Origin of the sequence: Pseudomonas eucalypticola (genome assembly GCF_013374995.1) — a bacterium.
GTDB classification, from domain to species: Bacteria; Pseudomonadota; Gammaproteobacteria; order Pseudomonadales; family Pseudomonadaceae; genus Aquipseudomonas; species Aquipseudomonas eucalypticola.
In genome coordinates, this window is record NZ_CP056030.1 from 1,556,671 (window position 1) to 1,577,134 (window position 20,464).

The 20,464-nt window shown below is 62.3% G+C and carries 20 protein-coding genes and 1 rRNA gene; 17 read left to right on the forward strand and 4 right to left on the reverse strand.

The genetic code is table 11. From position 1 onward, the window contains the following. Nucleotides 1-51 precede the first annotated feature (51 nt). Nucleotides 52-167: ribosomal RNA gene (rrf, locus tag HWQ56_RS07215) — 5S ribosomal RNA — on the forward strand. Between the two features lie 271 nt (nt 168-438). Then, a complete protein-coding gene (locus tag HWQ56_RS07220; RefSeq protein WP_158154709.1) occupies nt 439-1,830 on the forward strand; it encodes an MFS transporter in 1,392 nt (463 codons plus the stop codon). Between the two features lie 58 nt (nt 1,831-1,888). On the opposite strand, the gene HWQ56_RS07225 is transcribed toward HWQ56_RS07220, so the two are convergent. The 4 genes from HWQ56_RS07225 to flgA form a co-directional block, all read right to left on the reverse strand. Further along, on the reverse strand, nt 1,889-2,635 hold the full coding sequence (locus HWQ56_RS07225; RefSeq protein WP_158154708.1) for a flagellar brake protein: 747 nt from the start codon (nt 2,633-2,635) through the stop codon (nt 1,889-1,891). Between the two features lie 81 nt (nt 2,636-2,716). After that, nucleotides 2,717-3,184, reverse strand: coding sequence for a flagella synthesis protein FlgN (locus HWQ56_RS07230; RefSeq protein WP_158154707.1), 468 nt, complete (start codon nt 3,182-3,184; stop codon nt 2,717-2,719). Nucleotides 3,185-3,235: 51 nt separating this feature from the next. Beyond that, nucleotides 3,236-3,562, reverse strand: coding sequence for a flagellar biosynthesis anti-sigma factor FlgM (flgM, locus tag HWQ56_RS07235; RefSeq protein WP_176570111.1), 327 nt, complete (start codon nt 3,560-3,562; stop codon nt 3,236-3,238). A 149-nt stretch (nt 3,563-3,711) separates the two neighbouring features. Continuing rightward, nucleotides 3,712-4,464, reverse strand: coding sequence for a flagellar basal body P-ring formation chaperone FlgA (flgA, locus tag HWQ56_RS07240; RefSeq protein ID WP_158154705.1), 753 nt, complete (start codon nt 4,462-4,464; stop codon nt 3,712-3,714). A 75-nt stretch (nt 4,465-4,539) separates the two neighbouring features. Between flgA and HWQ56_RS07245 the strand changes: the two genes are divergently transcribed. The 15 genes from HWQ56_RS07245 to HWQ56_RS07315 all read left to right on the forward strand — a co-directional run bounded on the left by HWQ56_RS07245 (nt 4,540) and on the right by HWQ56_RS07315 (nt 20,445). Continuing rightward, nucleotides 4,540-5,469 carry a chemotaxis protein CheV gene (locus tag HWQ56_RS07245; RefSeq protein ID WP_158154704.1) on the forward strand — a complete coding sequence of 310 codons (930 nt, stop codon included), beginning with the start codon at nt 4,540-4,542 and terminating at the stop codon, nt 5,467-5,469. A gap of 53 nt (nt 5,470-5,522) precedes the next feature. Then, the gene (gene cheR, locus HWQ56_RS07250) at nt 5,523-6,350 is read left to right on the forward strand and encodes a protein-glutamate O-methyltransferase CheR (protein ID WP_158154703.1); all 828 of its coding nucleotides are present in this window, start codon (nt 5,523-5,525) and stop codon (nt 6,348-6,350) included. A 254-nt stretch (nt 6,351-6,604) separates the two neighbouring features. Beyond that, nucleotides 6,605-7,012 carry a flagellar basal body rod protein FlgB gene (flgB, locus tag HWQ56_RS07255; protein ID WP_176570112.1) on the forward strand — a complete coding sequence of 136 codons (408 nt, stop codon included), beginning with the start codon at nt 6,605-6,607 and terminating at the stop codon, nt 7,010-7,012. Between the two features lie 3 nt (nt 7,013-7,015). Continuing rightward, nucleotides 7,016-7,462, forward strand: coding sequence for a flagellar basal body rod protein FlgC (gene flgC, locus HWQ56_RS07260; RefSeq protein ID WP_158154701.1), 447 nt, complete (start codon nt 7,016-7,018; stop codon nt 7,460-7,462). Nucleotides 7,463-7,477: 15 nt separating this feature from the next. Next, nucleotides 7,478-8,179 carry a flagellar hook assembly protein FlgD gene (locus HWQ56_RS07265; protein ID WP_158154700.1) on the forward strand — a complete coding sequence of 234 codons (702 nt, stop codon included), beginning with the start codon at nt 7,478-7,480 and terminating at the stop codon, nt 8,177-8,179. A gap of 27 nt (nt 8,180-8,206) precedes the next feature. Next, a complete protein-coding gene (gene flgE, locus HWQ56_RS07270) occupies nt 8,207-9,514 on the forward strand; it encodes a flagellar hook protein FlgE (RefSeq protein WP_158154699.1) in 1,308 nt (435 codons plus the stop codon). A gap of 315 nt (nt 9,515-9,829) precedes the next feature. After that, on the forward strand, nt 9,830-10,570 hold the full coding sequence (locus HWQ56_RS07275; RefSeq protein WP_158154698.1) for a flagellar basal body rod protein FlgF: 741 nt from the start codon (nt 9,830-9,832) through the stop codon (nt 10,568-10,570). Nucleotides 10,571-10,618: 48 nt separating this feature from the next. Further along, nucleotides 10,619-11,404 (forward strand): flagellar basal-body rod protein FlgG, encoded by a 786-nt coding sequence (gene flgG, locus HWQ56_RS07280; RefSeq protein WP_027981700.1) that lies wholly within the window; start codon nt 10,619-10,621, stop codon nt 11,402-11,404. Nucleotides 11,405-11,453: 49 nt separating this feature from the next. Next, on the forward strand, nt 11,454-12,149 hold the full coding sequence (flgH, locus tag HWQ56_RS07285; protein WP_158154697.1) for a flagellar basal body L-ring protein FlgH: 696 nt from the start codon (nt 11,454-11,456) through the stop codon (nt 12,147-12,149). A gap of 12 nt (nt 12,150-12,161) precedes the next feature. Next, nucleotides 12,162-13,283 carry a flagellar basal body P-ring protein FlgI gene (locus tag HWQ56_RS07290; RefSeq protein WP_158154696.1) on the forward strand — a complete coding sequence of 374 codons (1,122 nt, stop codon included), beginning with the start codon at nt 12,162-12,164 and terminating at the stop codon, nt 13,281-13,283. Between the two features lie 11 nt (nt 13,284-13,294). Beyond that, nucleotides 13,295-14,563, forward strand: coding sequence for a flagellar assembly peptidoglycan hydrolase FlgJ (gene flgJ, locus HWQ56_RS07295; RefSeq protein WP_176570113.1), 1,269 nt, complete (start codon nt 13,295-13,297; stop codon nt 14,561-14,563). Between the two features lie 10 nt (nt 14,564-14,573). Continuing rightward, nucleotides 14,574-16,625, forward strand: coding sequence for a flagellar hook-associated protein FlgK (gene flgK / locus HWQ56_RS07300; protein WP_176570114.1), 2,052 nt, complete (start codon nt 14,574-14,576; stop codon nt 16,623-16,625). Nucleotides 16,626-16,639: 14 nt separating this feature from the next. Then, nucleotides 16,640-18,223 carry a flagellar hook-associated protein 3 gene (locus HWQ56_RS07305; protein ID WP_176570115.1) on the forward strand — a complete coding sequence of 528 codons (1,584 nt, stop codon included), beginning with the start codon at nt 16,640-16,642 and terminating at the stop codon, nt 18,221-18,223. Nucleotides 18,224-18,519: 296 nt separating this feature from the next. Continuing rightward, complete coding sequence (locus tag HWQ56_RS07310) at nt 18,520-19,449, forward strand: ketoacyl-ACP synthase III (RefSeq protein WP_158154692.1); 930 nt, start codon at nt 18,520-18,522, stop codon at nt 19,447-19,449. A 114-nt stretch (nt 19,450-19,563) separates the two neighbouring features. Continuing rightward, nucleotides 19,564-20,445 (forward strand): hypothetical protein, encoded by an 882-nt coding sequence (locus tag HWQ56_RS07315; protein WP_176570116.1) that lies wholly within the window; start codon nt 19,564-19,566, stop codon nt 20,443-20,445. Nucleotides 20,446-20,464: the final 19 nt, after the last annotated feature.

Below are 20,464 nucleotides of genomic sequence, written 5' to 3' on the forward strand. Positions count from 1 at the left end.
ACATACCCGATTCGCTGGAATGCCTCCCAAGGCATCCTGGCTACAGAATTTCTTGACGACCATAGAGCATTGGAACCACCTGATCCCATCCCGAACTCAGCAGTGAAACGATGCATCGCCGATGGTAGTGTGGGGTTTCCCCATGTGAGAGTAGGTCATCGTCAAGATTAAATTCCGAAACCCCCAGTTGCGAAAGCAGCTGGGGGTTTTGTCTTTCTGGCGTTCGGTGATTACGCCGTGGAACCCTTGCGACAGAGAAAATGCCGCAGACGGGGAACGCTTCAGTCCGCCCTTCGTCGAAGCCTGTGTCATGGGCAATAATCCCCTGAAGGCACACTCAAGCCGCTCAGGCATAATGCTTCAGCTTGCTCAAACATCCAGCCGTACCTACCCTTCAAGCGCAGTCCCACCTCACTCAAGGAGCCGCTCGGAACGCCGATGCGCCAGATCTGGAAACCCTTTCGAGCGCTGTATTTCGCCGCGTTGATGATGTTGATCGGCTCGGGCCTGTTAAGTACCTACCTGGCCTTGCGCCTGGCTGCCGAACAGGTGGACGGCCTGTGGGTAGGTGCGCTGATGGCGGCCAACTACTTCGGCCTGGTGCTGGGTGGCAAGCTCGGCCACCGGCTGATCGGCCGCGTGGGACATATCCGCGCCTATACCACCTGCGCCGGTATCGTCTGTGCCGCGGTGCTGGGCCACGGCCTGGTCGACTACCTGCCCGCTTGGCTGTTCCTGCGGATGATCGTCGGCCTGGGCATGATGTGCCAGTACATGGTCATCGAAAGCTGGCTCAACGAGCAGGCCGAAGCCAAGCAGCGCGGCGTGGTGTTCAGCGGCTACATGATCGCCTCTTACCTGGGCCTGGTCCTGGGCCAGCTGATCCTGGTCATGCACCCGCAACTGGGCCTGGAGCTGCTGATGCTGGTCGCCCTGTGCTTTGCCCTGTGCCTGGTACCGGTCGCCATGACCCAGCGCATCCACCCCGCACCACTCAAGCCGGCGCCCATGGAGCCACGTTTCTTCCTCAAGCGTGTACCGCAGTCACTGAGCACGGTATTGGGCTCAGGCCTCATCGTTGGCTCGTTTTACGGCCTGGCGCCGCTGTACGCCTCCCAGCAGGGGCTGAGCACCGAGCAGGTCGGTCTGTTCATGGGGTGCTGCATCTTCGCGGGGCTGCTGGTGCAGTGGCCCCTGGGGTGGCTTTCCGACCGCTATGACCGTGCGGTGCTGATCCGCAGCTTTGCCCTGTGCCTGGCGATTGCCGCGTTGCCGTTGGCAGTATTCCCCAGCGTGCCGCTGGAGATGCTGTTCGGGGTGGGTTTTCTGGTGTCGCTGCTGCAGTTCTGTCTTTATCCACTGGCCAATGCCTTTGCCAACGACCACGTGGAGCCCGAGCGTCGCGTGTCGTTGACCGCCATGCTCCTGGTCACCTACGGCATTGGCGCCAGTGTCGGGCCGCTGGCAGCGGGTGTGCTGATGAAGTTCTTTGGCAGCCAGAGCCTGTATGCGTTCTTCAGCTTCTTCGCCCTGGTACTGGTGTGGCGTATCCGGCCCAAGGCGGTTACCAACCTGCACCAGGTCGACGATGCACCGCTGCACCACGTGGCAATGCCCGACAGCATGACCAGCTCGCCGCTGGTGGCTGCGCTCGACCCACGGGTTGACGAGCAGTCGGTGCACGACCAGATGCATGTCATCCCTGACCCGGTGCAGGATGCGCCCGTGCATGAAGGGGAGGTCGTGCCGCTGGCGGATGAAGCTGACGAGGCCGCGGAAATGGGCGATGGCCGCAAGGTCGGCCGTAGCCTGAGCGAGGAAGAGCAGTAGATCGGCAGGCACAAAAAAGCCCGGTGTGAACCGGGCTTTTCAATGGGCCGGGAAAAACTCAGAAATCATCCTTGTCGAACCGCCGCGCCTCGCGCTGCAGGTCAAACACGAAGCGCTCTACCTGGCGCTGCACCAGGCCACTCATGTTGTGGAAGCGAGTGCCCGCAAAGGTGGTGTCGATACGCTCTTCGTAATGCAGGTAGCGCAGTTCCACCGGTGCGGTCATCTTGCCGAACGGCAGGTTGGCGACGAAACGGTCATACACCTGACCCAGTTGCAGGCGTTCGGTGATGTCACCTTCAAAGCGCAGCTTGCAGCCGGTGGCCGAGATGTCCAGCAGCTTGCCAGTGAATTCGCCCTTGAGCTTTTCGCCGGCCAGTTGGACGTCCACCAGGTGCGCCAGCTTCAGGGCCGCGCGAAACGCGTTGCGGCGCTGGTGGTAGACCACCTCTTTAGGCAGGGGGCCGTGATAGACGCGCCCACCTTCGTTTTCATCGATGGTCAGGGTGTCGTTGACTTCCCAGGCGATACGCACGCCGTCATGGAAGCCCTCAACCTTGAAGGGTTCGCCAGCAGCGAGGAATTTCTCGCCGTCACGCGGGATCATCTCATCGAATGCCAGCACATTGCTGTCACGGTCCAGTTCGACCAGGTAGGTCTGGAAGCGCTGGCTGCGCTCATGAAAAGTTATGATCAAAGGATCATGGCTCTGCAGCAACGCACGCAGGTTGGCGGCGATTTCCAGGGGCGTTGTCAGCACCTTGGGTGGCTGCGGAGCGTCTTCCGCGTTTGTGGCGTTGAACACGGTTCATCAATCTCCAGGCAAAAAACGACACACGCAGGTGCTGGCGTTATGGCAGCATGTTCCACGCCTTGGTGAGCAAAATCAAGCCTGACTGAGCGGGCGAGGCTTGGCCAGCTTCGACGTAGAGCCTCGGGCGTCATAAAGCGAGGGGGGTTCACCGCCCATGAGTATACGCATCTGGTTGGCGGTGGTGAGTTGCTGCAGGTGGATCAGCTTGCCATTCTGCTCGTTCACGGCTCGGCAATCGGCCAGCAGCCCCGTGAGCAGGTCGCCCCGGGCCAACAGGTCGGGCCCCAGCTGCGAATGTTGGGCAAGTATCTCCAGACCACTGTGGTCGGCGGGCAACTTGAGAGTGAGCAGTATCTCGGTGCGTTTACGACCATGCTGTTCCAACAGAACGATCAGCGACTGTTTTTGCGCCAGGATATTTTCCAGCAGCGGCATGTCGCGGCCGTGCAGCGCCACCGACTCTTGCTGCAACAAGGCAAGCAGTTGCTGGGCCGGGGCGATATCTTCTTCAATCAACAGCAGCAGGTTTCTGTCGTGCATGGCTGGCTCTGGTATTCAAGCGTCCAGAAGCCTCTGCGCAGGGCGATGGCCCTAGCGCTGGGCTTCGAAATTTAGCAGTTTGCTGGCTACGCGGCTGCTGTCCACTTTATAGCTGCCATCGGCAACGGCCGCTTTCAACTGCGCCACGCGGGCACTGTCGACGGTCGGCTGGTCGCGCAGCTTGTCAGTGATTTTCTGCAACTGCTGAGCCTCGGAACTCAGGTGTACGGATTCCCCGCCGCTGGTGGTGCCAGTGGACGTAGTGGTGGTGCTGGCCGTGGTGCTCGCCGACGTGTCGGTGGTGCCAGTGGTACCGCTCGTGCGTGTCGAGGTCGACACCTGCGAGGAATTGTTCAAACGACTGAAGTCGATAACCATAATGAAAACCTCTGGGTATTTGGACGCTTGCCTTGTTTTCGGCCAAACCCCGAATAACTTTAGGCACTTTGATACAAAGCGCCGGTGCGCCAAGGCTGGGGGCTGCAATGGCCTCCAGTCTAGGAAAATAAGCTGCGAACCGCCAGCGTTTACATGGCGACTTCCACTTGGCCAGGCCCGGTGACACGAGCTTTTATCACACGGTTGGAGTTCAGGTTGCGTACCCGGATCTGCTCGCTCATGGCCCCTTTGGACAGTGCCTCGCCGGGCATCTTCACCGCCAGGCCGCCGGTTGTGGCGGTGATCACGACGTTGTCGCCTTTCTTGATGGTGTCAGGGGCCTCGACATGCGCCGGGCTCAATACCTGGTCGTTGACCGTTGGTCGGAGAAGCTTCTGGCCCACGGCCTGGTCGAGTGCGGTCAGATAACCCTGGGTCAGCAGGCCCGTGTCGCGCTCGCGCAGTGCCACGTCGCCCTCTTCGATCACGCTGTCGCGCTTGAGCGGGCGAGTGGTGATGACCACGTCGCGAAACAGCTTCACCTGCGCCGGGACGAACACCGTCCAGGGTGAACTGCCGTCACAGCGCACCCGCACCGACACCCGGCCGATGGGCGTGGCCGGGCTTTGCAGCGCCGCTGTCAATTCCTTGTCGCACAACCCCATGCGCAAGCGTGGGTCCAGCGGGTTCACCTGCACCTCATAACGGCCTTCGGTCTGGCTGGTTGCCAGATAATCTTCTACGGTGAACTCAAGAAAACCCTGGGTCACACCGATAAGCTGCTCAGGAGTTGTGAATTCCTCGGCCTGGGAGGCACTGCCGAATCCAAAAATGCAGACCGCGGCAAGGCCGCAGAGTAACCTCTGTGCCATGCGTCGGGATAATGTCGTTTTTGCGTTCATACACTATAAAAAGCAAGGGGCGTGCCGATTCAGTGGGCAGGTACGTTCCAAGCGAAGTTTTAAGGAGTCACAGGCATGGCTGGTGTAATGGATTCGGTGAACCAGCGCACTCAACTGGTAGGGCAGAACCGCCTGGAGCTTCTGTTGTTCCGTCTCAACGGGCCGCAGCTCTATGGCATCAACGTGTTCAAGGTGCGGGAGGTGCTGCAATGCCCGAACCTGACCATGATGCCCAGGTCCAGCCCGGTAGTGCGCGGTGTCGCGAATATTCGTGGGGCGACCATTCCGATCCTCGACCTGGCGTTGGCGACCGGTGGGCGCAGTTTGCAGCAGGACATCAAGAACACCTTCGTGATCATCACGGAGTACAACACCAAGATCCAGGGTTTCCTGGTGCATTCGGTAGAGCGCATCGTCAACATGAACTGGGAGGAGATCCATCCGCCACCCAAGGGCACGGGTCGCGATCACTACCTGACGGCCGTGACTCGCGTGGACAATCAACTCGTCGAAATCATCGACGTGGAGAAAATCCTGGCCGAGGTGGCGCCCACTTCCGAGGCGATTTCCGCCGGCGTCGTGGACGTCGAAACGCAGAGCAAGGCGTTGTCCCTGCGTGTGCTCACCGTCGACGACTCCTCGGTGGCGCGCAAGCAGGTCACCCGGTGCCTGCAGACCGTGGGCGTGGAAGTGGTCGCGTTGAACGATGGTCGCCAGGCGCTGGATTACCTGCGCAAGCTGGTCGATGAGGGCAAGTCACCGGAAGAAGAATTTCTGATGATGATCTCCGACATCGAGATGCCCGAAATGGACGGCTATACCTTGACGGCGGAGATTCGCAGCGACCCACGCATGCAAAAGTTGCATATCATCCTTCATACTTCCTTGTCGGGTGTATTCAACCAGGCGATGGTCAAGAAGGTGGGGGCCGATGATTTCCTGGCCAAGTTCCGGCCTGATGATCTGGCGCAACGGGTTGTAGACCGAATCAAGGCAGCAAGCTAACGACCGGGGCGCGTGCGCCCCGGACACGACAGACGATTTGAGAGGCGGCACCATTGTCTACGGGTAATTTGGATTTCGAACAGTTCCGGGTCTTCCTGGAAAAAGCCTGTGGCATTCTGTTGGGCGAGAACAAGCAATACCTTGTTTCCAGCCGTCTCAACAAGCTCATGGAACAGCAGGGCATCAAGTCCCTGGGCGAACTGGTGCAGCGCATCCAGACCCAGCCGCGCAGTGGTTTGCGCGAGCAGGTGGTGGACGCCATGACCACCAACGAGACCCTGTGGTTTCGCGATACCTACCCCTTCGAAGTGATGAAGAACAAGGTGCTGCCCGAGTTCGTCAAGAACTCGCCGGGCCAGCGGCTGCGCATCTGGTCGGCGGCCTGCTCGTCGGGCCAGGAGCCGTACTCGCTGTCGATGACCATCGATGAGTTCGAGCGAACCAACCTGGGCCAGCTCAAGGGCGGCGCGCAAATCGTGGCCACTGATTTGTCCGGCTCCATGTTGACCAACTGCAAAAGCGGCGAATACGACAGCCTGGCCATTGGTCGTGGCCTGTCGGCCGACCGCCTGCAGCGCTACTTCGACACCAAGGGCCCTGGCCGCTGGGCCGTGAAGGCGCCCATCCGCAGCCGCGTGGAGTTTCGCTCCTTCAACCTGCTGGACAGCTATGCCGCCCTGGGCAAGTTCGACGTGGTGTTCTGCCGCAACGTGTTGATCTACTTCTCTGCGCAAGTGAAGAAAGACATCCTGATGCGCATCCATGGCACCCTCAAGCCCGGTGGCTACCTGTTCCTGGGGGCATCGGAGGCGCTCAACGGCCTGCCGGACCATTACCAGATGGTTCAATGCAGCCCGGGCATCATCTACCAGGCGAAATGACCCAAAGGCCCTCCGGGGCCTTTGTTGTTCTTCCCCCTGCGCCGTAGTAGCGGACCTGGCCGCATCCCAGGCCCGCGCGGCAACCCCACCTTGCCGCTTTGTTGGCACCCAGCGGAACCACGTTGCCGCTTTTCTGGCATTGCCGCTTGCCTCTTCGCCGTCCGCCCCCGCAAAACCGGGCTCTTCACAGTTTGGCACGGCCCTTGCTATGTCTCAGTCACCAACATCCGGTCCGCCGTTTACAGGTCTCTACCATGAGCATCAGTTTCGCCAAAGCCCTCGGCATCCACGAACAGGCCCTGGCCTTTCGTGCCCAGCGCGCCGAAGTACTGGCCAACAACCTGGCCAACGCCGACACGCCCAATTACAAGGCGCGTGACCTGGACTTCGCTGCCGTGCTGCAGGCCGAAAGCGACAAGCGCCAGAACGGCACCTTCGAACTGGAGCGGACCAACGCCAACCATATCGAAGCCGAAGGCGTGACCATGGGGGACCAGCAATTGCTGTACCGCACCCCCAGCCAGCCGTCGCTGGACCAGAACACCGTGGACGCGCAGGTCGAGCAGGCCAACTACGCCCAGAACTCGGTGAACTTCCAGGCCAGCTTCACCCTGCTCAACGCCAAATTCAAAGGGCTGGTCTCAGCCATCCGGGGAGAATGATTCATGTCGCTAGCCAGCGTCTTCAATATTGCCGGTACCGGCATGAGTGCCCAGACCACGCGCCTGAACACCGTGGCCAGTAACATCGCCAACGCCGAAACCGTCTCGTCGAGCATCGACCAGACCTACCGCGCGCGCCACCCGGTATTCGCCACCGTGTTCGACCAGACCCAGGCCACCGGCGACAGCGGTTCGCTGTTCCAGGACCAGGACGCCGCCGGCAGTGGCGTGCAGGTATCGGCCGTGGTCGAGGACCAGAGCAACCTGGAAGCGCGTTACGAACCGAAGAACCCGGCCGCCAACAAGGACGGCTACGTGTACTACCCGAACGTGAACGTGGTGGAGGAGATGGCTGACATGATCTCTGCCAGCCGCTCGTTCCAGACCAACGCGGACATCATGAATACCGCGAAAACCATGATGCAGAAAGTCCTGACCCTGGGTCAGTGATAGGGGCGCACGAACATGACTACAACCACTGACAGCACATCGGCCTCATCCGTCCTGACGTCACTGCAAAAGACCACCAGTACCACCGACAGCTCCACCGGTACCGCGGGCAGTGCGCTGGGCAAGGACGCGTTCCTGCAACTGCTGGTGACCCAGATGCAGAACCAGAACCCCCTGGACCCGCAGGACAACAGCGAATTCGTGTCCCAGCTCGCCCAGTTCAGCAGCCTGGAAAGCATGCAGACCCTCAATGACTCGGTGAGCACCATCCTCAGCTCGTACCAGTCGTCCCAGGCCTTGCAGGCGTCCTCGCTGGTCGGCCACTCGGTGACCGTTACCGGCACCACCGCCGATGTCGACACCAGCAAGGGCCTGACGGGCTCGGTGAACCTCACCGACTCCAGCACCAGCAACACCATTGGCGTCTACAGCAGCGACGGCACCCTGGTTCGTACCCTGGACATGGGGACGCAATCGGCCGGCACCTACAGCTTCACCTGGGATGGCAAGGATGGCGACGGCAACACGGTGGATTCGGGCACTTACACCTTCAAGGCGGTGGCCACGGTCAATGACACCTCGACGGTCATGACCACCAACCTGCCCAACACCGTCAACAGCGTCACCATGGCTACCACCAGCGGCGGCGAAATGACACTCAACCTTGCGACGGGTACCAGTGTTGGCCTGTCCTCTGTCCAAACCATCGGAATTTAATGCCGGCTACGGCGCAGGAGTGAAAACATGTCTTTCAACGTCGGCCTCAGTGGCCTGGCAGCAGCCAACAAAGCCCTGGACGTCACCGGCAACAACATTGCCAACGTCGCCACCACCGGTTTCAAGTCGTCGCGCACCGAGTTCGCCGACCAGTACGCCCAGTCCATCCGTGGCACGTCGGGCAAGACCACCGTCGGTAGCGGCGTGACCACTGCTGCCGTGTCGCAGCAGTTTACCCAGGGCAACATCGAGTCCACCGGCAACAGCTTGGACATGGCCATCAACGGCAACGGTTTCTTCGTGCTGAGCGACAACGGCTCCAAGCTGTACACCCGTGCCGGTGCCTTCTACAGCGACAAGTCCGGCAACATCGTCGACTCCAGCGGCAACAACCTGCAGGGCTACACCACCGACAGCAGCGGCAATCTGACCTCTGGCGTGCTTTCGAACCTGGCCATCGACACCTCGAACCTGGCGCCCAAGGCCACCAGCTCGATCTCGGAAACCGTCAACCTGAACTCCAGCGCGACCGCCCCGACCATCAGCCCGTTCAGTGCCGACAACACCAGCAGCTACAACTACACCTTCAACACCGACGTGTACGACAGCCAGGGCAACGCCCACCAGCTGAACCAGTACTTCGTGAAGGACGACACGTCCAACAGCTGGACCATGTACACCACCATCGACGGCGTGAACCCGACCGACCCGACGTCCAGCACGCCGCTGTCCAACCCGCTCACCTTCAATGCCGACGGTTCCTACAGCTACACCGCGGGCGATGTCACCGGTGGCCTGAGCGTCAACGACGACGGTACCTTCAGCCTGGCCGGCTGGGTCCCTGCCGCCGAGCAGAGCGATGGCACCTATGCTTCCAATGGCGCTTCGGCCACGGCCGACATCACCCTGGACATGTCCAACCTGACCCAGTACAACGCCACCTCGGCCACCACCGCCAAGGACCAGGACGGCTACGCCACCGGCGAACTGTCGGCCCTGTCGGTCAGCGACACCGGCCAGCTGACCGCGACCTTCACCAACGGCAAGACCAACATCATCGGTCAGGTGGCCCTGGCCAACTTCGCCAACGTGCAGGGCCTGAGCCCGGCCGGTGGCACCGACTGGCGTGAAACCTATGCCTCGGGTGTACCGGTGATCGGCACCCCGAACACCGGCACCATGGGTTCGCTGTCGGCTTCGTCGCTGGAAGACTCCAACGTCGACCTGACCGCCGAATTAGTGAACCTGATCAAGGCGCAGTCCAACTACCAGGCCAACGCCAAGACCATCTCCACCGAAAGCACCATCATGCAGACCACCATCCAGATGACGTGATGGCTGTTGGCAGTACTGAAAAGCCCGGGCCCGCGCCCGGGCTTTTCGTTTCGCCATAGCCGCAGGGGCGCACGGCGGTGCTGGCCCTGCGGGCCGCTCCCGTCGGTTTGCCCAAGGTTTTCTGACGCCCCTTGCCGCCAACCGGCAAGCAGGCGCCGTTTTTCCGTCTCTGCTGCCAGGCAGGGCAGGGCGCCGTACCCGCCAATCGCCCTGTAACACCGGGTGTACAAAGGCTTTTTCAACCTTGGCCCGCTTGTTGCTTTGTCCCTGCCAGTACAGTGCTGGGCGGCATTCGCCCGTCATGGGAGACCTACCTTGGACAAAATGCTTTACGTGGCAATGACCGGCGCCAACCAGAACTCGTTGGCGATGAAGGCCCACGCCAACAACCTGGCCAACGTTTCCACCAACGGCTTTCAACGCGACCTGGAGCAGGCACGCTCCATGCCGGTGTTTGGTGACGTCTACGCGTCGCGCGCCTACGCCATGACCGAAAACCCCGGCACCGATTTCACCCCCGGTGCCATGGTAGCGACCGGGCGTGACCTGGACGTGGCTGCCGATGGCGACAGTTACATTGCCGTGCAAGCGCCGGATGGCAGCGAAGGCTACGTGCGCATGGCCAGCATGAACGTCGACGCCCTGGGCGTGCTGCGCGACGGCAACGGCTTGCCGGTGATGGGCAACGGTGGCCCGATCGCCGTGCCGCCCGAGCAGCAGATCGAAGTGGGCAGCGACGGCACCATCAGCGTTCGCTCCATGGGCCAGGGCCCGGAAGTGCTGGCCCAGGTAGACCGCATCAAGCTGGTCAAGCCCGACCCGCGCACCCTGGTCAAGGGCACCGATGGCCTGCTGCACACCAAGGACGGCCAGCCAGCCGCGGCCGATGCGACCTCCAGCGTCACCTCCGGTTTCCTGCAGGCCAGCAACGTCAACGCCGTGGAAGAGATGACCTCGGTGCTGGCCTTGTCCAAGCAGTTCGAGTTGCACATCAAAATGATGACCACCGCCAAAGAGGATGATGAGTCCATGGCGCGGGTCTTGCAGAACACCTGATAAATGACTGGGCGCGGCGAAAAACAGGCGCGCACATAGGAGAACAGAATGCTTCCTGCACTTTACGTCAGCAAGACCGGTCTGGCCGCTCAGGACATGAACCTGACGACCATTTCCAACAACCTGGCCAACGTCTCGACCACCGGCTTCAAGGCCGACCGCGCCGAGTTCCAGGACCTGCTGTACCAGACCAAGCGTCAGCCGGGTGCCAACTCCACCACGGACACCGAACTGCCGTCCGGCCTGCAACTGGGCACCGGTGTGCGCATCGTCGGCACCCAGAAGAACTTCACTGCCGGCAGCCTGGCCACCACTGACCAGCCGCTGGACATGGCCATCAACGGCCGTGGTTTCTTCCAGATCACCCAGCCGGACGGCACCACCGCGTACACCCGCGACGGTACCTTCCACCTGGACTCCAACGGCCAGATCGTGACCGCCAGCGGCAATGCCCTGAACCCGGCCATCGTGGTGCCTACCAACGCCCAGACCTTCACCGTGGGCACCGACGGCACCGTGTCGATCACCACCGCGGCCAGCGCCACGTCCACCGTGATCGGCAACCTGCAGACCGCCGACTTCATCAACCCGGCCGGCCTGCAAGCCATCGGCAGCAACCTGTACCTGGAAACCGCTTCCAGCGGCGCGCCGCAGGTCGGTACCCCGGGCCTGAACGGGTTCGGTACCACCCTGCAGAACACCCTGGAAAACTCCAACGTCAGCACCGTTGAAGAGCTGGTGAACATGATCACCACCCAACGTGCGTACGAGATGAACTCCAAGGTGATCTCGACCGCCGACCAGATGCTCCAGTACGTCACTCAGAATCTGTAATTCAGCCACACGGCGCCGCCGGCGCCAGCAACACCGTGAGGTCAGTGTCATGAGTCGTTTGTCCAGTGTTCTTGCCTTGAGTGGGATCGCTTTGTTGTCGGGCTGCATGTCGCCGCCGCCCAAGCCCAATGACCCGTACTATGCGCCGGTGCTTCCGCGCACCCCGCTGCCGGCGGCGTCGAACAACGGCTCCATCTACCAGTCCGGTTTCGACCAGAACCTGTACACCGACCGCAAGGCGTTCCGGGTAGGTGACATCATCACCGTGACCCTGGCGGAGAAGACCGCGGCCAGTAAAAGCGCCGACTCCAAACTGACCAAGGACTCCAGCACCTCGCTGGGCCTGACCTCGCTGTTCGGCGGTGGCGTGTCCACCACCAACCCGGTCACCGGCGGCAAGCTGAGCCTGGATGCCGGCTATACCGGCACCCGTGCCACCGACGGCACCGCCAAGGCCGACCAGGCCAACAGCCTGACTGGTTCCATCACCGTGACCGTGGCCGACGTGCTGCCCAACGGCATCCTGTCGGTGCGTGGCGAGAAGTGGCTGACACTCAACACCGGTGAAGAGCTGGTGCGGATCGCCGGCTTGATCCGTGCCGACGACATCGCCACCGACAACACCGTGTCGTCGACCCGTGTCGCCGACGCGCGCATCACCTACTCGGGCACCGGTGCGTTCGCCGAGTCCAACCAGACCGGTTGGCTGGACCGTTTCTTCATGAGCCCCTACTGGCCTTTCTAGGTAACCACGACCATGCGTAAACTCAAGCACCTGATGGCCGTGACCCTGCTCGCCGCTTCGGCCCTGACCGCGGCCACCGCTGCCCAGGCCGAACGGCTGAAGGACATCGCGAGCATTTCCGGCGTGCGCTCCAACCAGTTGATCGGCTACGGCCTGGTGGTGGGCCTGGACGGCACGGGTGACCAGACCACCCAGACGCCGTTCACCCTGCAGACCTTCAACAACATGCTGGCGCAGTTCGGTATCAAGGTGCCTAGCGGTACGGGTACCACCCAGCTGAAGAACGTCGCGGCGGTGTCCATCCATGCCGACCTGCCACCGTTCTCCAAGCCGGGGCAGACCATCGACGTCACGGTGTCGTCCATCGGTAACTCCAAGAGCCTGCGCGGCGGCAGCCTGCTGATGACCCCGCTCAAGGGTATCGACGGCAACGTCTACGCCATCGCCCAGGGCAACCTGGTGGTGGGCGGCTTCGACGCCGAAGGCAAGGACGGCTCCAAGATCACCGTCAACGTTCCGTCGGCAGGCCGCATTCCCGGCGGTGCCTCGGTGGAGCGCTCGGTGCCGAGCGGCTTCAACCAGGGCAACAGCCTGACCCTGAACCTCAACCGGTCGGACTTCACCACCGCCAAGCACATTGTCGACAAGATCAACAACATGCTCGGCCCAGGCGTGGCCCAGGCCATCGACGGCGGTTCGGTGCGCGTCACCGCGCCGATCGACCCGAGCCAGCGCGTGGACTACATCTCGGTGCTGGAAAACCTCGAGGTCGACCCGGGCGCCGCGTCGGCCAAGGTCATCATCAACTCGCGTACCGGCACCATCGTCATCGGCCAGAACGTCAAGGTGTCCCCGGCGGCCGTGACCCATGGCAGCCTGACCGTGACCATCACTGAAGACCCGATCGTCAGCCAGCCCGGCCCGCTGTCCAACGGCCAGACTGCCGTGGTGCCACGTTCCAAGGTCAACGCCCAGCAGGAAGCCAAGCCGATGTTCAAGTTCGGCCCCGGCACCACGCTGGATGAGATCGTGCGCGCGGTCAACCAGGTGGGCGCGGCCCCCAGTGACCTGATGGCCATCCTCGAAGCATTGAAACAGGCCGGCGCCTTGCAGGCCGACCTGATCGTGATTTGAGGTAGCGGACCATGGAGATGCCTAAAGGTGGTGTCAGCGCGCCGGCCGATTCGGGGGCCTACACGGACCTCAATCGTCTGAACGCGCTGAAGACCGGTGACAAGGACAGCGACGCCAACCTGAAGAAGGTGGCGCAGGAGTTCGAGTCGCTGTTCGTCGGTGAAATGCTCAAGTCCATGCGCTCGGCCAATGACGTGTTGGGCAAGGACAACCCGATGAACACCGAGACCACCAAACAGTACCAGTCCATGTATGACCAGCAGCTGGCCGTGACCCTGTCCAAGCAGGGTAACGGCATCGGCCTGCAGGACGTGCTGATGCGTCAGCTGTCCAAGAACAAGGGCGTGGAGCACACCGGTAGCAACCCGTTCGCCCACACCGCGCCGGCACTGTCCACGCTCAATGGCGGGCGCAATACCGCCGCCGACATCAAGCATGCGCTCAACACCGGTGCCGCCAGTGCCCACAGCAACGACATGGCATTGATGAACCAGCGTCGCCTGTCGTTGCCCAGCAAGCTGGCCGACCGCGTCATGGCCGGCATCACGCCGGCCACCGATGCCACTGCCCAGGCGGCTGCGACCCAGGCCCTGGCCCGCAACGGCATCAAGGTCACCAACACGGTCAGCGCCGCGCAGACCGCCGCCACCGATACCGACAGTGGCGACAGCAACGAGGCGGCCGGCGAATGGCAATCGGCCCAGGCCGCCATCGCCAGCGGTGATGTGCGCATCATCGGCCGCAGCGTGGCCCAGCCGCCGCTGGCGCCAGCCAAGAAAGCGTTCAGTACGGCCGACGACTTCGTCGCCACCATGATGCCCCTGGCCAAGGACGCCGCTGCGCGCATTGGCGTGGACCCCAGCGTGCTGGTGGCCCAGGCGGCGCTGGAAACCGGCTGGGGCCGGTCGGTCATGCGTGACGACAGCGGCAAGAGCAGCCACAACCTGTTTGGCATCAAGGCCAGCGGCAACTGGCAGGGCGACCAGGCGCGTGCCATCACCAGCGAGTTCCGCAACGGCAAGATGGTCAAGGAAACGGCGCAGTTCCGTTCCTACGATTCCTATGCCGATAGCTTCCACGACCTGGTGACGCTGCTGCAAAGCAACGATCGCTATCAAGGTGTGGTGAAGTCGGCCGATAACCCAGAACAGTTTGTACGAGAGTTGCAGAAGGCCGGCTACGCGACCGACCCGAACTACGCGAGCAAGATCTCGGCAATCGCAAAACAGATGAAGGGCTACGCGAACTATGCGCAGGCCGGCTCTTCCACGACTTTATAAGGTTTGAACCATGGCGAATCTGATCTCCATCGGGCTCTCGGGGCTGTCGGCCACTCAGACGGCACTGAACACGACCAGTAACAACATCTCCAACGCCGCGACCACGGGCTATTCGCGTCAGTCCACCATCACCACCGCAGGTGCCCTGCAAAGCATCGGTGGCGCTGGTTACGTGGGTACCGGCACGACGTTGTCGGAAGTGCGGCGCATCTACAACTCGTACCTGCAGAACCAGGTCAACAGCTCCACGTCCCTGGACTCCGAGGCGCAATCGTACTCGACGCAGATCAACACCCTAGACTCGTTGCTGTCAGACAGCTCCACCGGTATCACCTCGGTGCTGTCCAGCTTCTACTCGGCGCTGCAGTCGGTGTCCTCGACCCCGAGCGACACGTCGGCGCGCCAGTTGCTGCTGACCTCGGCAAACACGCTGAGCAACCGCTTCAACTCCATTTCCAGCCAGTTGACCCAGCAAAACACCGACATCAATACCCAGTTGAGCACGCTCACCGGGCAGGTGAACCAGCTGTCGACCTCGATCGCCTCGCTGAACAAGCAGATCACCCAGCTGTCGGCCAACGGTTCGCCCACCAGCCTGCTGGATGCGCGCGATGAAGCCGTGCGCCAGCTCAATGAACTGGTGGGCGTCACCGTCCAGACCAGCAGCAACGGCACCGGCTACGATGTCTACCTGGGCACCGGCCAGGCGCTGGTGTCGGGCAACACCTCCAATACCCTGACGGCGCAGCCCAGCAGCACCGACCCGAGCCAGTACAGCCTGGCGGTCAACTACGGCAGCTACAGCGCTGACGTCACCAGCGTGGTATCAGGCGGCGAGATCGGCGGCCTGCTGCGCTACCGCAGCGACGTGCTCACGCCGACCACCAACGCCCTCGGGCGCCTGGCCATGGTGGTCAGTGACACCATCAACACCCAGCTGGGGCAGGGCGTGGACGCCAACGGCGACTTCGGCTCGTCGTTGTATTCGAGCCTGAACACGGCCTCGGCCATGGCGCAGCGCAGCATCGCCGCGTCCACCAACAACACCGCCACGGGCAACCTCAACGTCAGCATCGACGACACCAGCGCGTTGACCACCTATGACTACCAGGTGAACTTCACCAGCGCCGATGACTACACCGTGACCCGTTCCGACGGCACCGCCATGGGCAGCTACAAACTGTCCGATGACCCGGCGCCGGTCATCGACGGTTTCTCGGTGGCCATGAACGGCACCGCGCCCAGCGCGGGTGACAGCTTCAAGATCACCCCCACGCGCAGCGGTGCCAGTGACATCACCACGGTGATGACCGACTCCACCAAACTGGCGATGGCCGGTGCCCTGAGCGCCACCAGCGGTTCGGCCAACTCGGGTACCGGCACCATCACCCAGCCCACCCTGACCACTGCACTGGATATCAACGGCGGTACCGATACCGCGGCGCAGGAAGCCGGGATCAAGACCTCGATGCCGGTCAAGCTGGTATTCGACACGGCCAGCGGCGGCGCCCAGACCTACACCGTGTTCGACTCCAAGGGCAACAGCATCGGCACCGGCAGCATCGTGCCCGGCCAGAGCAATGACCTGAGCGTGACCGTGCCCCTGACCGACGCCAGCGGCAACGCCGTCACCGATTCGGACGGCAACGCCATGAGCGCCAGTTTCTCCATGACCGTCGCCGGTTCGCCCGCCTCGGGCGACAGCTACAGCGTGGCGTTCAACAGCGATGGCACCAGCGACAACCGCAACGCCGCCGCCCTGTTGACCCAGCAGACCGCCAGCACCGTGGGCACCGCCAACGGCGCCACCGGCAGCAGTGTCACCAACGCCTACGCGGCGCTGGTGGAAGGCGTGGGCGCCATGGCCAGCCAGGCCACCATCGACACCACCGCCACCGCGGCCGTGCTGACGTCGGCCACTGACTCGCGTGACTCGGTGTCGGGGGTCAACCTGGACGAAGAGGCGGCCAACCTGGTCAAGTTCCAGCAGTACTACACGGCCTCGTCGCAGATCATCAAGACGGCGCAGACTATTTTCCAGACCTTGATCAGTAGCCTGTAAAAGGAGGCAACGACATGCGAATTTCCACCGGCCAGTACTTTGCAAACAGCCTCGCGGGCTACTCCAAAAACTACAGCGACATCACCAAGACGCAGTCCGAGATCAGTTCCGGCACCCGCATCCAGACGGCGGCCGACGATCCCGTGGGTGCCTCCAAGCTGCTGCAATTGCAGCAGCAGAGCGCGCGCCTGACCCAGTACACCAGCAACATCACCACCACCAACAACTCGCTCAACAACGAGGAGTCGGTGCTGTCGAGCATCAACACCGCGCTGCAGAGCGCTCGCGAGCTGACCTTGCAGGCCGGTAACGGCGGCCTCACCGACGACGACCGAGCCTCCATCGCCAACCAGCTGGGCGATATCGAAAGCACCGTGTACGGCTTGCTCAACAGCAAGGACGCCAACGGCAACTACCTGTTCTCCGGCTCCAAGACCAACGTCCAGCCGTATGTGAAGAATGCCGACGGCAGCTACACCTACCAGGGCGACGAGACGCAGCTGAGCCTGCAGGTGTCCGATACCCTGAGCATGGCCACCAACGACACCGGCTACAGTGTGTTCGAGCAGGCCAGCAACGTGGCCCGTACCTCGGCCACCCTGACAGCACCGGCCACCGATGACGGGCGCATGACCCTGACGTCGGGCAACATGACCTCGCAGACCACCTACAACAGCAGCTTCAAGGCTGGCGAGCCGTACACCCTGACCTTCACCAGCGCCTCGGCCTACACCATCACCGACGCCAGCGGCAACGACGTCACCGCCGAGAGCAGCGGCAAAGGCACCTACGATTCCACGGATGCCTCGGGCAGCACCATCAGCTTGCGCGGCGTGGATTTCCAGGCCAACGTCATCGCCCAGACCGGCGACAACGACACCACCGACATGGACGCCGCGTTGGCCGGCCACAGCTTCAGCCTCGCGAGCAAGCCGGACACCATCACCGCCAGCCGCATTTCCAGCAACACCTCCACCGCGCAGATCACCTCGGCGTCGGTGAGCGACGAATCGGCCTACAGCAGCACCTTTCCCAATGGCGGGGCGATCATCAAGTTCACCAGCGCCACCGATTACCAGGTGTATGCCTCGCCTGTGACCTCGTCCAGCCAGGCCATCGCCAGCGGCAGCATGACCAGCCCGGCCACCAGCATCACCGCCGCCGGGGTGACCTTCAACGTCACGGGCACCCCGGCCAGCGGCGACCAGTTCTCGGTGACTGCCGATGCCCACCAGACCCAGAACGTGCTGAACACCATCAGCCAACTGCGTTCGGTGCTGTCCACGCCCATCAGCGGCGACAGCGCCGGGGCCCTGCGCGTGCAGAACGCCGTGGCCGCGGCCACCGGCAACCTCGATTCGGCCTCCAACCAGATCGACATCACCCGCGGTTCCATCGGCGCGCGCGGCAACGCCCTGGACATCCAGTCGGCCGAGATCAGCAGCCTGACCCTGGCCAACACGGCCACCCAGTCTTCGATCGGTGACACCGACACCGCCGAGGCCAGCGTCAAGCTCACCCTTCAGCAGACCATGCTGGAGGCTTCGCAGCTGGCCTTCAGCCGCATCTCGCAGTTGAGCCTGTTCGACAAGATCTGACCCGCAAGGCGTCACCCAGACCGCCGTCACCCTCAGGGGTGGCGGCGGTTTTTTGTTTTTTTCCGACGGCGGCTGAAGGATTTTTCACCTCGACGGCGGCATTTTTCGCCGTGACCGCTTGCAACACTTGTGACCAATAGGTCAAAACGTGCATCTTCACTGTATTGTATTAATGGGTCGGCCGGCCCCTCGCCTTGTCGCAGGTCCAGGCGACCCTCCACGGTGCGCTCCGGTGCCCTCGGCGCCCCCGTCGCGACGGGTGGTGATTACCAGTACTTCTGCATTGGGAAGCCAGTATGATTGGCATTAAAAGTATCGCCAGCTACGTGCCCACAGGCGGCGTGGACAACTACGCCCAGGGCGCGAAATTCGGCAAGGAAGAGGACTTCATCCTCGGCAAGATCGGCTCGGCCTTCCTGCCGCGCAAGGACGATGCGCAAGAAACGTCCGACCTGTGTGTCGAGGCCGCCAAGGCCCTGTTCGCCAATCACCCCGAGCTCAACCCTGAATCCATCGATGCGCTGATCGTCGTCACCCAGAACGGCGACGAAGAAGGGCTGCCGCACACCGCTGCCATCGTCCAGGCCAAGCTGGGCCTGCCGACCCACGTGGCGGCGTTCGACATCTCCCTGGGCTGCTCGGGCTACGTTTACGGCTTGTACGCGATGAAAGGCTTCATGGAAGCCGCGGGCCTGAAAAACGGCCTGCTGATCACCGCCGACCCGTACTCCAAGATCGTCGACCCCGAAGACCGCAACACCGCCATGCTGTTCGGCGACGCCGCCACCGTCACCTGGATGGGCGAAGACCCCGTCTGGACCCTGGGCAAATCCGCCTTCGGCACCGACGGCAGCGGCGCGGCGCACCTGAAGGTCACCGACGGCCTGTTCTTCATGAACGGCCGCCAGGTCTTCAACTTCGCCCTGATCAAGGTGCCGGCGCACCTGCAACTGCTGCTGGAAACCTCGGGCCTGACCAGCGACCAGATCGATGCGTACTGCATCCACCAAGGCAGCGCGGCCATCGTCGACGCCGTGGCACGCCGGTTTGAAGAAGCCCAGCCGGAGAAGTTCGTCAAGGACATGCTGGAGACCGGTAATACCGTGTCGTCGAGCATTCCGTTGCTGCTGGAAAAGCACGCGTTCGACAACCGCTGGAAGCGCGTGGCGATCAGCGGGTTTGGCGTGGGCTTGTCGTGGGGCTCGGCGATTATCGAGCGGCCGTGACCCATCGCGGAGCCCCGGTCCCGGGGCTCCCGTCGTTTCATCGCCAATGCACTTGGCGCCCTTCTTGCACCTGGTCTCCACTGTCGTCAGAAACCCGCCATCCGTGCTGGCTTGATGGCGAATTTTCGTGGCCGTACATTCCTGGAGTTCATGGTGAAGCTCAACATCGCCCATATCGGCAGTAACGACTGGTTCAACTTCAAGGCGGATATCGTCTACGGCCTGTATCACAGCCTGACGGCCTTGGGGCATGAGGTGAGCATGAGCCACAACCAGTTCTTCACCGGAGTCCACAACGTGGTGATCGGTGCTGACTGGCTGGTGGACGAAGCGCACTTGCAGCACATCCGCCAGACTGAGGCCGAGTTTTCCATCTACGACGTAGAATGTTTCGATGGCAAGACGATCAACCAGCGTGCTGGCTTCAAGATCGATAATTACCTGGAGCTGCTCAACATGAGCCGCTTCATTTGCACGCCTTACCGCTACAACTTCCAAGCCTACGAGGCTTGCGGGTTGACCGATAAGGCGCATTACGCGCGCTGGGGTTTTTTTCACGAGTTGGTCTCGCCAAATATTAACCGTAGGGCGGCTATTCAACATGACGCGGTGTTTTTCGGCCTCGCCAAGGGCGAGCGCCAGGTCAAGTTGAACAAGCTGGTCGAGGTGCCGGGCATGCGCTTGCGCACCGTGGACAACAAGTCACCGCACATGAGCCGTGATTACTATCTGTCGTCTACTCGGTATGGCTTGTCGCTGAGTGCGGGGGCAGGGGAGCAGTTCGTCAATCCGTTCCGCATCTACCTGATGAGTGCCAATGGCGTGCCGGTGTTGGCAGATAACCCGCGGGACGAGGATGGGTACCTGGACTTCACCGCCCGCGGCTCGCTAGAGGATATCTGCGAGTTTTTTGCTGATCCACAGTCGCGGTTTGAGCTCACTGGAAGCCTTGCCGATGGTGTGCGCCTGGCGGATGAACTGAGGCCGTTGTTCTAACTCGCAGGCCGCGCCACAG